General features: G+C 70.4%; 13 protein-coding genes. 9 read left to right on the forward strand and 4 right to left on the reverse strand.

Features of this window, described 5'->3' with window-relative positions:
• Positions 1–128: 128 nt before the first annotated feature.
• Positions 129–1283, forward strand: coding sequence for a histidine kinase (locus tag ABGB14_RS41370; protein ID WP_347649337.1), 1155 nt, complete (start codon positions 129–131; stop codon positions 1281–1283).
• Positions 1280–1939, forward strand: coding sequence for a response regulator transcription factor (locus ABGB14_RS41375; RefSeq protein ID WP_347649338.1), 660 nt, complete (start codon positions 1280–1282; stop codon positions 1937–1939). The genes ABGB14_RS41370 and ABGB14_RS41375 overlap by 4 nt, the downstream gene beginning before the upstream one ends.
• A 97-nt stretch (positions 1940–2036) precedes the next feature.
• Here the strand turns inward: ABGB14_RS41375 and ABGB14_RS41380 are convergent, their stop codons facing one another.
• Positions 2037–2855 (reverse strand): alpha/beta hydrolase, encoded by an 819-nt coding sequence (locus ABGB14_RS41380; protein WP_347649339.1) that lies wholly within the window; start codon positions 2853–2855, stop codon positions 2037–2039.
• A 228-nt stretch (positions 2856–3083) separates the two neighbouring features.
• Between ABGB14_RS41380 and ABGB14_RS41385 the strand changes: the two genes are divergently transcribed.
• Positions 3084–4217 carry a ring-hydroxylating oxygenase subunit alpha gene (locus ABGB14_RS41385; RefSeq protein WP_347649340.1) on the forward strand — a complete coding sequence of 378 codons (1134 nt, stop codon included), beginning with the start codon at positions 3084–3086 and terminating at the stop codon, positions 4215–4217.
• Between the two features lie 20 nt (positions 4218–4237).
• On the opposite strand, the gene ABGB14_RS41390 is transcribed toward ABGB14_RS41385, so the two are convergent.
• Complete coding sequence (locus tag ABGB14_RS41390) at positions 4238–4456, reverse strand: hypothetical protein (protein WP_347649341.1); 219 nt, start codon at positions 4454–4456, stop codon at positions 4238–4240.
• Between the two features lie 3 nt (positions 4457–4459).
• Between ABGB14_RS41390 and ABGB14_RS41395 the strand changes: the two genes are divergently transcribed.
• Together ABGB14_RS41395 and ABGB14_RS41400 are read left to right on the forward strand one after the other, a co-directional pair.
• Complete coding sequence (locus tag ABGB14_RS41395) at positions 4460–4858, forward strand: hypothetical protein (protein ID WP_347649342.1); 399 nt, start codon at positions 4460–4462, stop codon at positions 4856–4858.
• Between the two features lie 51 nt (positions 4859–4909).
• Complete coding sequence (locus tag ABGB14_RS41400; protein WP_347649343.1) at positions 4910–5731, forward strand: NmrA family NAD(P)-binding protein; 822 nt, start codon at positions 4910–4912, stop codon at positions 5729–5731.
• A gap of 64 nt (positions 5732–5795) precedes the next feature.
• On the opposite strand, the gene ABGB14_RS41405 is transcribed toward ABGB14_RS41400, so the two are convergent.
• Entirely contained in the window at positions 5796–6476 is a 681-nt protein-coding gene (locus ABGB14_RS41405; protein ID WP_347649344.1) for a TetR family transcriptional regulator, read from the reverse strand.
• Between the two features lie 87 nt (positions 6477–6563).
• Here ABGB14_RS41405 and ABGB14_RS41410 point away from each other — a divergent pair, with 87 nt between their 5' ends.
• From ABGB14_RS41410 to ABGB14_RS41420, 3 genes are all read left to right on the forward strand, one after another.
• Positions 6564–7958, forward strand: a complete 1395-nt coding sequence (locus ABGB14_RS41410; protein ID WP_347649345.1) for an MFS transporter — start codon at positions 6564–6566, stop codon at positions 7956–7958.
• 182 nt (positions 7959–8140) lie between these two features.
• Positions 8141–8950: an SAM-dependent methyltransferase gene (locus ABGB14_RS41415; RefSeq protein ID WP_347649346.1), complete on the forward strand. Its 810-nt coding sequence runs from the start codon at positions 8141–8143 to the stop codon at positions 8948–8950.
• Between the two features lie 93 nt (positions 8951–9043).
• Positions 9044–11833: a heparinase II/III family protein gene (locus tag ABGB14_RS41420; RefSeq protein WP_347649347.1), complete on the forward strand. Its 2790-nt coding sequence runs from the start codon at positions 9044–9046 to the stop codon at positions 11831–11833.
• A gap of 88 nt (positions 11834–11921) precedes the next feature.
• Here the strand turns inward: ABGB14_RS41420 and ABGB14_RS41425 are convergent, their stop codons facing one another.
• Positions 11922–12848 carry an RNA polymerase sigma-70 factor gene (locus ABGB14_RS41425; RefSeq protein ID WP_347649348.1) on the reverse strand — a complete coding sequence of 309 codons (927 nt, stop codon included), beginning with the start codon at positions 12846–12848 and terminating at the stop codon, positions 11922–11924.
• A gap of 131 nt (positions 12849–12979) precedes the next feature.
• Here ABGB14_RS41425 and ABGB14_RS41430 point away from each other — a divergent pair, with 131 nt between their 5' ends.
• Positions 12980–13723: an SDR family oxidoreductase gene (locus ABGB14_RS41430; RefSeq protein WP_347649349.1), complete on the forward strand. Its 744-nt coding sequence runs from the start codon at positions 12980–12982 to the stop codon at positions 13721–13723.
• Positions 13724–13772 lie beyond the last annotated feature (49 nt).

Raw genomic sequence — 13772 nt, forward strand, 5'->3', positions numbered from 1 at the left:
GTTCCGGTCGCGCACGCTCGTGAAGGAGTCGCCATGCGACCGTTGAAGCGGCCCGTGGCCGCCTGCGACCGCTGCCCCATCCCGATCCGGCACAGCGCCAGGGTCGAGACGAGCGCTAGGCTTCCCCGATGATCCATCTCCGGCGGATCGCGGACCTGTGGCGGCGGTGCGACGTCACGCTCCGGGATCTTCCGTTGGCGCTGCTGCTGTTCGCCGGCTCCCTCCTGCCGGAGTTCCAGGGCCACGGAACCCAGATCGGCGTCCTGCCGACCCGCGACTATGACGCGCTGGCCGTCCTGGTGGTCGCGCTGGAGTGCCTCCCGCTCACCGTGCGCCGCCGGTGGCCGGGCGTCTGCATCGTCCTGGTGTCGCTCGGCTTCTCCCTCGACCAGCTTCTCGGCGTCCACGCGATGGCGGGCACCGCCCTGCCGATCGCGCTCGTCAGCGTGGGCGCCCATCTGGAGCGCCACCGCCGCGCCACCGCGATCCTCCTGTCCGTCGCGTTCGTGCCGCTCATCGTCGCGCTCGACCAGCTCGGCTCGGGCGAGCCGCTGGCGGACATCGTGCTGCTCTACGTGGTGCTGGTCCTCGCCTGGGCCATCGGGTCCTGGCTGCGTTCCGCCCGCGCCGCCGAGGCCGAACGGCGCCGCCACGTCGCCGCGGCCACCCGCGCCGCCGAACGCACCCGCATCGCCCGCGAGCTGCACGACGTCGTGACCCACCACGTGACGGCGATGGTCGTCCAGGCCGAGGCCGCACGCTACCTGACCGCCGCACCCGAACGCCTCGACGCGACCCTGAGCGCCGTCACCGACACCGGCCGGCGCGCCATCACCGACCTGCGGCACCTGCTCGACCTGCTCAACCCCGACCACGACACCGACGGCCGGACTCCCTCCGCCGGCGACCTGCACGGCCTCATCGAGCAGACCCGCCAGGCCGGGCAGCCGGTCGAGTTCGACGAGGAGGGCGCGCCGCCGGAGTCGGCGGGCAGCGCCGAGTTCGTGGCCTACCGGGTCGTGCAGGAAGCTCTGACCAACGCTCTCAAGTACGCCCACGGCAGCCGCACCGAAGTGCGCGTACGCCATGCCCAGAAGGAGATCAGCGTGGAGATCAGCACCGACGGTTCCGGATCGCGCACCCGCTCCCCCGGCGGCAGCGGGCGGGGCCTGGCCGGGCTCCGCGACCGGGTCGACGCCCTGGGCGGCGAGTTCGACGCGGGCCCGCGCCCCGACGGCGGCTTCCTCGTACGGGCCCGCGTCCCCGCCGGGAGCCCGTCGTGACCGCGCCGGTCAGGGTCCTGGTCTGCGACGACCAGGCGCTGATCCGCACCGGGTTCTCGACCATCATCGACGCGCAGCCCGACCTCGAGGTGGTGGGCGAGTGCGGGGACGGCCGCGCCGCGGTCGAGCTCACCCGCCAGGTGAACCCCGACATCGTCGTGATGGACGTGCGCATGCCGGTGCTCGACGGCATCGAGGCGACCCGCCAGCTGGCCGGCGCCGGGGTCTCGCAGCCCGTCAAGGTGCTCGTGGTGACGACGTTCAACCTCGACGAGTACGTCTACGAGGCGCTGCGCGCCGGGGCCAGCGGGTTCCTGCTCAAGGACGCCCCGCCCCAGCAGTTGCTGCACGGCATCCGCACCGTCGCCTCGGGAGCCGCGCTGCTGGCCCCCGAGGTCACCCGGCAACTCGTCGGCAGGTACGCGGCGCGGATCCGCCCCGCCGAGAGCACGCCGGACGAACCCGCGCTGACCCCGCGCGAGCTGGAAGTCCTGCGCCTCATCGCCGACGGCCTGTCCAACAGCGAGATCGCCGCGTCGTTGGTGATCAGCCAGGAGACCGTCAAGACGTACGTGTCGCGCATCCTCACCAAGCTCGACCTGCGCGACCGCGTCCAGGCGGTGGTCTACGCCTACCGCAGGGGGCTCGTGACCTGAGTTCACCCGGCGTCGAGCACGGTCATGACGTCGAGGTGGAGCCCGCCGACCGAGACGAGCGCCGGATGGCCGGAGGGGGCCGCACCAGCCGGGCCGGTCAGGCGCCCGAGGGCAGCCAGGTGCGGATCTGGTCCATCAGCGGGACGGGCGCGTCGTACTGCATCAGGTGGCCGGCGCCGTCGATCAGCGCCAGGTCGGCGCCGGGGATCAGGGCCTGCAGCCGGTGGCCGATGTCGCTGGAGAGCCAGGTGTCCTGGGCGCCCCACAGGATGCGTACGGGGATGCCGATGCGGCCAAGCTCGCGCTCGTTCTCTTCGAGGAAACGTTCGTCGTAGCCGGCGATCTGCCGGTAGAAGGCCGGCTGGCCGTCGTCCCCCGTCCAGGGCTGCACCAGCTCGTCGAGGTCGGCGTCGCGCAGGCCGCGGTGGCTGGCGCCCTGGATGTAGGCGCGCAGGATCGCCTCGTGGATGTAGGCCGGCAGCCGGCCGAGCAGGTCGGGGTGCTCTCCGACGTACGTGAAGAACGGCGAACCGGAGGGCGGGATGGCGACGACGTCGACGAGCATGAGCGAACTGTAGGGAACGCCGCCGTGCAGATGGGCCCGGAGCGAGACGGCTCCGCCGAAGTCGTGCGCGATCACGTGTGGCCGGTCGAGGCCCCAGTGCCCGAGCAGGGCCGCGAAGGCCTCGGCCTGCACGCCGAAGTCGACCGCATGCCCGGCTTGTTTCGACGACCGGCCGTAGCCCGGCATGTCCCACAGGTGAACGGTGAAGTCACGGCTCAACGCCTCGGCGAAGGGCCGCCACACCCGCGACGAGAACGGGGTGCCGTGACAGAACACCACGTCGGGGCCGGATCCCGCCCGCCCCCAGGCGATCTGCCGTCCCTGCCAGTCGAAACGCTCAGTCAGCTTCATGCCCACCCACCCTAGTAATCGCCTCGGCCTCGCGGCCAACCGGCGTCCTGGTCACGAATGCTCTGACCAGCCGGCCAGCGGCACGGCCGGGCGTCCGTCCCCCCGATCTCACCCTCAGAGCCCTTGAACCATCACGGGAAGGATCATTAGCCTCGATCCGGCCGGTTCGACTCTCGCAGGATGGCCGTCTGGGGCGCCCAGCGCTGGTTTCCACGCATTGGAGGCACGGTGAAGATCCCCGCGATCGACCACATCTCGGCCGGATACGACCCCGACCCCGCGCTGTCGATGTCGTTGCACGCCGACGCCTACACCGATCCGCAGTGGTTCGACGTCGACCAGCGCGCGATCTTCGCTCGTACGTGGCAGTGGTTGTGCCACGTCGAGAAGCTCCGGGAGCCCGGCAGCTATGTGACGGGCACGGTGGCCGGCCTGCCCGTCGTCGCCGTCCGGGACGAGGCCGGCACGCTGCGGGCCTTCTACAACGTGTGCAAGCACCGGGCGCACGAACTGCTGTCCGGCGCCGGAGTCCGGCGCAGCATCGTGTGCCCCTACCACGCCTGGACCTTCGAGCTCAGCGGCCGGTTGCGGCGCGCGCGCAACACCGGCGGCATGCCGGGCTTCGACACCTCCACGGTGCGCCTGGACCAGATCCAGGTCACCGCGTTCGGCGGCATGGTCTATGTCAACCTCGACCCCGAGGCGGCCCCTCTGCTGGAGCGGGCGGCGGGCCTCCATGCGGAGATCGAGGCGAGGGCGCCGGACGTGGCCGGCCTGACCCTGGCCCGCCGGCTCACCTACGACATCGCCTCCAACTGGAAGAACGTCGTCGACAACTTCCTGGAGTGCTACCACTGCCACGTCGCTCACAAGGACTTCGTGTCCCTGGTCGACATGAGCACGTACAAGGTCACCACCCACGGGATCTACTCCAGCCACATGGCGAGGGCCGGCACATCGGAGAACTCCGCCTACGACGTGTCGGGCGCGACGGTCACCGAGCACGCGGTCTGGTGGTTGTGGCCCAACACCTGCCTGCTGCGCTATCCCGGCCGGGGAAACTTCATGGTGTTGCAGATCATCCCTGACGGTCCGGACCGGACCCGCGAGGTCTGGGACTTCTACCTGGAAAGCGCGGAGCCTGACGAAGCCGAACTGGACAGCATCCGCTACATCGACGAGGTCCTTCAGGTGGAGGACATCGCCCTGGTGGAGAGCGTGCAGCGCGGCATGCGCACCCCGGCCTTCACCCAAGGGAAGATCGTTTACGACCCCGGCGAGTCCGGGTTGTCAGAGCACGCCGTTCACCACTTCCACGGCCTCGTTCTCGACGCCTACCGGCACGAGCTCGAACGTTCCTGACCCTCCGGTTCTCGCAGCAGCTAGCTCGGCGGGGGCGGCACCGGCGTGGCGGCGAGCGCCTGGGCGACGGCGTACAGGTTGGACGCCATGGCGCGGGCGGTCTTGTGCGACCACTCGCGGCCCTGCTCGGAGTCCATGTAGTCGGGCCCGGGACCAGGGCCGAGATGCCAGTAGGTCCAGGACTGGCCGGGGATCGTGTAGCCGATGTCGATCAGCGCGCCGGAGATCTCGCTGATCACGTGGTGTGCGCCGTCCTGATCGAGCGGCTCGGCGTGATCAGGATCAACTGGGCCCGCGACGATCCCCGGCAACACGCGGCCTTCAAGGCGCTCAACGCCCACACCTCATCCGACGCCGAGGTCCGTGCCCTGCGGAACCAGCTCCAGCCCGACGAGCCCGCGAGCTTCGTCATCACCGACGCGCGCGGGAACCCGGACACGTGGGGACGGGTGCCGCGCACCTTCATCCGCTTCGCCCGGAACCGGTTCCTTCCCCCCGAGCTGCAGGACCGGTGGATCGCCGAGGCGGACCGGCTCACCCCCGGCAACCCCTTCGACGTGCACACCGTGGACGTCCCGCACTTCGCGCCGCGCTCCCAGGAGGTCGTCGACATCCTGCACGGCCTCGCCACACGCTCTTGACCTCAAGTTTAGTTGAGCTTCTAGCATCCTCGACGAGGAGAGGAGCTCAACGTGACGACATTGGTGACGGGTGCCACCGGGAACACCGGCCGGCACGTAGTGGCGGAACTGCTCCGCCGGGGAGAGCGCGTACGAGCGCTGACACGCGACCCGGGCGCGGCAGCGGGAAGGTTACCGGCCGAGGCGGAGCTGGTGGAGGGCACGCACACGGCGCCGGAGAAGCTGGACGCCGCCCTCGACGGCGTCAGCCGGCTGCACATCACGGTGACCCCGGGCCTCGCCGACGCCGGCTCCGAGCTGGTACGTCGCGCGGTCGACGCCGGCGTCCGGCGCATCACCGTGGTCTGGGGCGGCGCCGTCGGCCCTGTCGAGCAGGCCGTGGCGGAATCGGGTGTGGAGTGGACGCGCCTCGAACCCCAGGAGTTCATGTCCAACACGCTGGACTGGATCGGGTCCGTACGGGCCGAAGGGGTCGTGCGCGAGCCGTACGACACGCCCAGCGCGCTCGTCCACGAGGCGGACATAGCGGCGGTGGCGGCGGTCGCGCTGCTCGACGACGGACACGCGGGACGTGCCTACAACCTCACCGGACCGGAGAGGCTGACCATGCGCGAGCGGATCGCGGCGTTGTCCCGGGCGGTCGGCCGCGACATCGTTCTCGTCCCGATCACGCATGAACAGGCCGTCGAGAGGCTGATGGCCACCGGAGTGTCCCGCGAGGACGCCGACTATGTCGTCGGCTGGTACGCCGCTCCCGACGAGGTCGCCACGACCGTCGACGACACCGTCGAGCGCGTGCTCGGCCGCCCGGCGCGCACGTTCGCCCAGTGGGTGGCCGAGCACGCGGACCGCTTCAAGGAACCGGCGCGCTGAACAGCGCACCGAGCCGGCGCCTCGAGCATCCTTGGACAACGCGATGCTCGATGCGCCGGCTCCGTCACTCGGTGGCCGGCCGCCCGCCCTCCGGCGGCGCCCATCTCATGGTGAACAGCTCGTATCCAGGGGCCTGGCCTGTCAGCGGCCCCGCCGGTGCGGCCCGCAGGCCGTCGAGCGCGATGGCGACGATGCGCTCGCGCGCGTTCAGCGCGGCGTCGTACAGCTCCGTCCGGCCCTGGCGCTGCAACTGCTCCTGAAGGGGGGACTTCGAGAGCTGTTCGATGAGCAGTTCGAGGTCGACCGCGGTCACCCCGGCGCGGAGCACCCCGGCCCTGCGCGCGCGTTCGACGAGCTCGGCCACCGCGCGATCGCCCCGCTCCGCCAGCTCGGCCATCTCGTCGGAGACGTCGAAGGTGCCGGCGACCGGCGCCAGCGATCCCGGGCCCGACCGGATGGACGCCATCGCGTAGTGGATCAGGCCCTCCCACGGGTCGCCCATGGCCAGGCCCTCGTTCGCCGCGTCGAGGTATTCCCGCAGGGCGATCAGGCACAACCGCTGGAACAGCTCCCGTTTCGTACGGTAGCGCCGGTAGAGCGAGCCCACTCCGACGCCCGCCCGAGCCGCGATCGCCGCCACCGACGCGTGGGCGCCGTCCACCGCCAGGACCTCGCGGGCCGCTTTCAGCAGCGCCCGGTCGTTTCTGGCGACCTCCTCGCTGCGCCATGAACGCGTACGTGTCATGGCGGCAGTCTACCCATTTGCGGAGTGATTCGCTCCGCGTCTATGGTTCAGTGCGGAGCGAATCGCTCCGCACTGAAGGAGGCACCCATGGCCAAGGGCACATCGGACATCGAGGACAGCGAGCCGGCGCCCCGGCGCGGCCGGCTGCCCCGGCCCCTCCGGCCGTTCCGCACGGGTCACTACCGGCTCCTCGCGACGTCGCTCGCCCTGAGCCTGGCCGGCAGCGGCATGTGGGCGGTCACGGTGGCGTGGCAGGTGATCGCTTTGGGGGCCGGCCCGTCCGAGCTCTCCCTGATCGCCGCCGCGAGCGGCATCGGACTGGTCGGTACGGCCCTGCTGGGAGGCGTCGTCGCCGACCGAGCGTCCCGGCGGCGCATCATCCTGATGACCCAGATCGCCAAGGCGGTGGCCATCGGCTCGGCCACGGTCACCGGCTTCATGGGCCTGCTCACCCCGGCGCAGCTCATCGCGGTCGCCGCGGTCCTCGGGATCGCGGACGGGTTCTTCTATCCCGCCTACTCGGCGCTCGTTCCCGCCGCGGTCGCCGAGGACGATCTGCTCGCGGCCAACGGGATCGAGAGCATGTTGAGGCCGACGCTGATGCACGTGGCCGGGCCCGCCGCAGCCAGCGCGCTGATCAGCCTCTTCGCACCGAGCATGGCCATGGCGGGAATCGCCGGCGCGCATCTCCTCGCCGCGGCGTGCGCGATCGGCATGCGCCGTTTCGAGCCGCGCACGACGACAGGACGCGGACCGGAGGCGCGCGCGACCACCGAACCCGAGACACGCGCGGCCGCCGGACCCGGGCCGGGGAAGACCTCCCGCCTGGCGCGCGCAGGTGGTCACGTCCGGTCGGCGGCGGGCGACCTCCGCACCGGGTTCGCCTACCTTCTCTCGACGCCGTGGCTGATCGCGACGCTCGCGTTCGCCGTCACGTTCGTCCTGCTCACCAACGGGCCTGTCCAGGTCCTGCTGCCGTTCGTCGTCCGCGACCAGGGAATGGGCGGGCCGCAGGAGTTCGCTCTCGCCCTCGCCTTCCGAGGTCTCGGCGGGGTGGTCGGCTCGCTCGCGATGTCCGCGCTGCCCCTCCCCCGCCGTTACCTGTCGGTCATGCTGCTGGCCTGGGCCGCGGGCTGCCTTCCGCTCCTGGCTCTCGGGTCGACCGACCAGCTGTGGATCATGATGGCCGCGCTCTTCGTCCACGGCACCCTGACCTCCGGCGCGATGGTCATCTGGGGGACGCTCCTGCAACGCCGGGTGCCGGCCGCCATGCTCGGCCGGGTCTCCAGCCTCGACTTCTTCGTCTCGCTCAGCACGGCTCCCCTGTCGATGGCCCTGGCCGGGCCGGCGGCGGCCGCCTGGGGAAACCAGTGGATCTTCCTGGTGGCGGGCGTCGTCCCCATGGGGGTCGCCGTACTGGCCGTCACGCTCGCCCGCCTCCCGCGCGACGAGATCGATCAGCCGCTCGGCCGTGCGAGGTGACCGTCCGCAGAGGCGCGGGGCGCTCAACCAGGAGTGCCGCCCGTCAGGTCCGTGCCGTCGCGCAGCTCGCCGCCGCCCTCTGGGCGTCACGGGCGCTGCTGAGCGCGCTCCCGGACACGCGCGAAGATCCGAAATCCGCCTAGACTGGGCATCGGCATTTCTCGCCTGTAGAAGGATTGATCATGGCTGACGAGAGCCTGAGTGAACACAAACTCCAGCCGCACGTGCCCCACACGGCACGGATCTGGAACTACTGGTTGGGCGGCAAGGACCATTTCCCCGTGGATCGGGAGGTCGGTGACCGGGTCAAGAAGATCTTCCCGGTGGTGGTCGAGCTCGCGCAGGCCGACCGGCTGTTCCTGGGGCGGGCCGTACGCTTCCTGACCGCCGAGGCGGGCATCCGGCAGTTCCTCGACATCGGCACCGGGCTGCCCACCCAGGACAACACGCACGAGGTCGCGCAGGAGATCGCTCCCGAGACGCGGGTCGTGTACGTCGACAACGATCCGCTGGTGCTGGTGCACGCGCGAGCCCTGTTGACCAGTTCGGAGGAGGGCGCCACCTCCTACATCGACGCCGACGCGCGTGACCCGTCCTTCATCCTGCGCGAAGCGGCCAAGACGCTGGACTTCTCCCAGCCGGTGGCGATCATGCTGCTGGGCATCATGCACTTCATCAACGACGACGACGAGCTGCAGCGCATCATCGACGAGCTGATGGCCGCGGTGCCGTCCGGGAGCTACGTGGCGGTGGCCAACACCACCACGGCGGTCAACGGCGAGACCACGGCCGAGGCGGTGCGCGTGTGGAACATCGACGCCCAGCCGAAGCTGAAGCTGCGCACCCCTGAGCGGATCGCCGAGTTCTTCTCGGGCTACGACATGGTGGAGCCGGGCTGGGTCTCCTGCTCGCGGTGGCGTCCCGAGCCGGAGTGGGACGGCAGCCTGCCGGTCGAGGTCGACCAGTGGTGCGGGGTCGTCCGCAAGGCGTAGCCACCGCCCGTCCTTCATCGGGCGACGAGGAAGGGGCCAAGCTCAGCTCACCGGCATACCCGCGCCATACCGGGTGCTCCTACTTTTGGCGGCGTGTCTCTCAACAGATTATGGACGAGGACGTCAGCCGCGTTGGCTCTGGCCGCTCCGCTGCTCGTGCTGGGTCCGCCGGCCGCCGCGGACTCCCTTTCGGATGTGGAGTTCTTCGGCAGGTGGAGCGACGGCGCCTGGGAAGTGGGGCCGCGGTTCTCCTACGCCCACGCGGGCCTCGAGAGCGTGCAGAGCGCCGTCAAGGCCGGCGACTACGCCCTGGCCAAGCGGAGGTTGCTCGACTACTACCGCGCGCGTCCGGCCGCGTCGGCGGGCCGCTTCTCGCACACCGCCTGGCCGGGCGTCCTGGAGTTGACACCCGACCACATCTGGACGCTGGACACCGGCGAAACCTACATCACGACGCTGACGGTCGGCCCTGAGGAGACGACGGTCACGGCCGACGTGACGGGCAGCGTCACCGGCGGGAGAACCGGGTTCTTCCTGATGAGCCGGTACAAGGACGCGGTCGTCGCGCGCTTCAACAGCGAGTCGAAGGGGTCGGGCAAGCCCACGCTGCGCCTGACGCTGGCCGACGGCTCGGTGAAGACCCTCCACCCGTCGCACGACACCTACATCTGGGCGGGCAACCCCGACACCGCGTACGGCGACAAGTACCTGATGCAGGTCAGCGACCAGGGCACGGGCCCGTTCAGCGCGGCGACGCGCAAGGCGTACCTGCAGTTCGACCTCGCCGGCCTGCCCGAGGTGACGAAAGCGGAGCTGTCGCTGACCGGCTCGGCCGACGCGAAGAAGGACGTCATGCTCTACGGCAACGGCGACACCTTCACCGAGGCCTCCCGCACCTGGTCCAACACCGTGCAGTACACCTACTCCTGGCAGGGCGACCCGGGAGGTTTCGACTGGAAGCAGCCGGCGGGGGCCGACAAGGAATATCTGGTGCAGCTGCCCCGCTTCTTCTTCGCCGGGCCGCTGGCGGTGGCCTACCGGGAGACCGGTGACGAGAAGCACGCGAAGGCACTCATCGGCCTGATGACCGACTTCGTCAAGGACGCCGACGCCTACGATTCCGACGAGGGGGCGGGATCGTACCCGAACAGCCTGTCCGTGGCGCGCCGCGTGCAGAACTGGATCGCGGCGTACGAGATCCTGCGCACGAGCCCGTCGCTGACGCCCGAGGCCAACACCGAGATCCTCAGGGCACTGAACAGATCCGGTGTGCACCTCGAGGAGAGCGAGCAGGGCGCCCCCAACTGGAAGCAGACCCAGAAGGTCGCGCTGCTGCACACCGCCGTGTACTTCCCGGAGTTCTTCAGGGCGCCGAAGTGGCGCGCCAACGCGGTCGCCTCTCTGGAGGGACAGCTCCACGACTCCACCCATCCCGACGGGGGCTACTGGGAGGCGACGGACGGCTACGCCCGCGCCTACGCCTCCCAGTACGTGGACACCGCCCTGTTCATGCGGGAGCACGGGATGGAGTTCAGCAGCACGACCAGGGCCAGGCTCCGCAAGCTGGCCCGGTTCCTCATGGACCAGACCTTCCCGAACGGCTACGGCCCTGTGTACGGCGACAGCGAGCCCAGGGACCAGCGCTCGACCCTCAGAAGGCTGGGAGAGCTGCTCGGCGACGAGGAGCTGATCCATGTCGGCACCTCCGGAGCCTCGGGGCGGGAGCCCGCGCACACCTCGTCGCTGTATCCCGACACCCGCGTGGCGGTGTCCAGGTCCGGCTGGGCGGCCGAGGATTCCTACCTGCGGCTCAACGCGGATCGCGGCAACCACAGCCATGCTGACGAGCTGGCGATCACCGCCTACGCGTACGGCAGGCCGCTGCTGCCCGACATGGGGACGTTCAACTACAGCTCGGACCCGCGCGCGCAGTGGCTGCGGAAGAGCACGGAGGCACACAACACCATCGAGATCGACGACCAGGCGCAGGACTCGAAGGCCGCCGGGGCGATCACCCACTGGATCTCCAACCCTGCCTTCGACCTGATCGGCGCGCACACCGAGGCTTCCGAGGGGGCGCTGCACGAACGGTCGGTCCTGTCGCTGCCGTCGGGCCTGTGGGTGGTCTCCGACCGGTTGAAGCCCTCGGACGGCGCGGCGCACCGCTACGAGCAGAACTGGCACTTCGCCTCGGAGGCGAACCCCTCGCTCAGGTCCGGGCAGAAGGCGGCGGCCACGGCCTTCGGCGACGGCGCGAACATCAGCGTCGTGCCCGCCGACCCGGGCAAGCTCTCCGCCTCGTTGAGGGACGGCTCCTACGCCCCGGCCATGTACCGGGTGGAGGACGCGAGATACGCGTCCTATGTCAAGACGGCCGCGGGCAGGACGACCTTCGACACCCTCCTGCTGCCGTCCCGGGGAGCGGCGGACCCCTCCGTGGCGGTGGAGCGCATCCCGGTCGGCTCCACCCCGACGCACCAGGCGACCGCGCTGGGCCTGGGGCTCGGCGAGCGGGGCGACGCGGTCTACTACAAGTCATGGACGACGCCGGCATCGCGCTCGTTCGGGTCGTACACCTTCGACGGGAAGCTGCTCTACGCCCACACCGGCACCGCGGGCCGGTCGATCGTGATGGTCGACGGCACGTCGATCGAACGTGACGGCGAGAGCCTCGTCACGTCGCCGGAGCCGGTGAAGGACCTGGCCGTGCGGGTCGGCGCGGACGGCACCGTACGCGTCGACGGCAGCGAACTGACGGCGAGCGTCGATCCGGCGAGGGCCATCGCGATCGCCGCACCGGACGCCGCCGAGGTCGTGCTGAACGGCACGCCGGTGCCCTTCCACCGGGACGGCCGGCTCATCTACGCGGCGGCGGCAGCCTGATCAGCCACCGCACTTCCCTCGTGGCCGCCGTCATGGCGGCCACGAGCTCGGACTGGTGCTGCCCGCCAGGGTCGCCGGACGGGCGAGGTCATGTGGGGCGCCGGCGGGCCTGCTTCTGTTCGCGGACGATCGCGCCGGTGTCCGCGACGGGGCCCAGGTGCCCGAGCTTGTCTGGATTGACCAACGAGCGGATGGTCTGGATGCGTTCGTCGAGGATGTCGAGGGCCCAGGCGGTGATGATCCTGCCGTCGCGGTCGCGGACGATCGCGCCCGGCTGGCCGTTGACCTCGCGCGGCTCCACCACGGCGCCGATCTGGGTGATGAACGACGGCACGGCGGCGGCCAGAACCCTGATGACCTTGTCCGTGCCGGTGACGCGGCGCGGCCCACCGACCTTGCCGCCGCCGTCGTTGACCAGCTGAACGTCGGCGGCGAGCAGCTCGCGCAACCGGTCGACGTCCCCTTCCTTGAGCGCGTCGAAGAAACGTCCGGCGAGCTCCTCGCGCTTCCTCCGGTCGGCCTCGAACCGGGGCTGCCCCTCCTGCATGTGACGGCGTGCCCGCGACACGAGCTGCCGGCAGGCCGCCTCAGAACGGCCCACCGCCGAGGCGACCTCCGCGAACTCGAACCTGAACACGTCCCTGAGCACGAAGACGGCTCGTTCGAGCGGGCTGAGCCGCTCCAGCAGGAGCAGCGCCGCCATCGACACCGAGTCGGCCAGTTCCGCGGAGCGTTCCGGGTCGTCGTAGGGGTCGGCGAGCAGCGGTTCCGGGACCCACGGCCCGACGTACTCCTCCCGGCGGACGCGGGCGGAACGCAGGACGTCGATCGAGAGCCTGGTGACCGTCGCCGACAGGAACGCCTTGGTGGATCGCGGCTGCGACGAGGAGGTCGCGAAGCGCAGCCAGGTCTCCTGGACGGCGTCCTCGGCCTCGGTCACGCTGCCCAGGATCCGGTAAGAGATCGAGAACAGCAGCGGTCGCAGCTCCTCGAATTCCTGCTCTCGCGTCATCATGATCCACTTCGTGCTCGGCTTCGGCGTGGGGCCTCGTACATGAGACGAGAGGGCCGGCCCGATCTGTGACATCGCAGCGTGGGGCCGCTCACCAGTGTCACAGCCGCGCGGGCTACATCGTCCCAGAGGGCATGACGAACACGGAAGGGACCTCGGTGTTGATCACCGGAGGCAACAAGGGACTCGGTTTCGAAGCGGCCCGGCGGCTCGGCGAGCGGGGCTGGACGGTCTTTCTCGGCTCGCGTGACGAAGGGCGGGGACGGGAGGCCGCCGCCAGGCTCACCGCCGGTGGCGCGAACGTGGTCATGGTTCCGCTGGACGTGACCTCGGACACGTCGGTGGACGACGCCGTACGGCTCGTCAGGAAGCACACCGACCGGCTGGACGTGCTGATCAACAACGCCGGCGCGCCGGGAAGGATCATCGCGCCGGCGGACGCGACAGCCGAGGAGATTCATTCCGTCTACGACACCAACGTGTACGGACCGGTCAGGGTCACGCACGCGTTCCTCCCCTTGCTGAGGGCGGCGGACCATCCGCGGGTGGTGATGGTGTCCAGCGGCGGCGGTTCCTTCGGGGTCGTGACCGACCCGGAGCAGCCCGTGTCGAAGATGCACGAGCTCGCCTACAGCTCGTCGAAGGCGGCACTGAACATGATCACCGTCCGGTACGCCCAGGCGCTCCCGCAGATCAAGTTCAACGTCGCCACTCCCGGAGAGGTGGCCAACCGCAAGTTCGCCGCGACCGACATGAACCGTCACACCGGCGAGCTGACGGTCACCGAGGGCACCGACTCGATCGTCAGGCTCGCGACGGTCGGGCCCGACGGGCCGACCGGGATCTTCGTCGATCGTCTCGGCCCTGTGGCCTGGTGAGGGCGGCGCGCCGGCGCGGGCGGGCGGAAGGCGCCGGTGGCTGAGCGTT

This window comes from Nonomuraea sp. B10E15 (genome assembly GCF_039871615.1).
In the GTDB taxonomy this organism is placed as follows: Bacteria; Actinomycetota; Actinomycetes; order Streptosporangiales; family Streptosporangiaceae; genus Nonomuraea.

What these genes read in the sequence shown, in the direction of transcription:
- ABGB14_RS41370 (WP_347649337.1), top strand. Translation starts at nt 129, where the DNA reads ATGATCCATCTCCGGCGGATCGCGGACCTGTGGCGGCGGTGCGACGTC.
- ABGB14_RS41380 (WP_347649339.1), bottom strand. Translation starts at nt 2,855, where the DNA reads ATGAAGCTGACTGAGCGTTTCGACTGGCAGGGACGGCAGATCGCCTGG.
- ABGB14_RS41405 (WP_347649344.1), bottom strand. Translation starts at nt 6,476, where the DNA reads ATGACACGTACGCGTTCATGGCGCAGCGAGGAGGTCGCCAGAAACGAC.
- ABGB14_RS41410 (WP_347649345.1), top strand. Translation starts at nt 6,564, where the DNA reads ATGGCCAAGGGCACATCGGACATCGAGGACAGCGAGCCGGCGCCCCGG.
- ABGB14_RS41415 (WP_347649346.1), top strand. Translation starts at nt 8,141, where the DNA reads ATGGCTGACGAGAGCCTGAGTGAACACAAACTCCAGCCGCACGTGCCC.
- ABGB14_RS41425 (WP_347649348.1), bottom strand. Translation starts at nt 12,848, where the DNA reads ATGATGACGCGAGAGCAGGAATTCGAGGAGCTGCGACCGCTGCTGTTC.
- ABGB14_RS41430 (WP_347649349.1), top strand. Translation starts at nt 12,980, where the DNA reads ATGACGAACACGGAAGGGACCTCGGTGTTGATCACCGGAGGCAACAAG.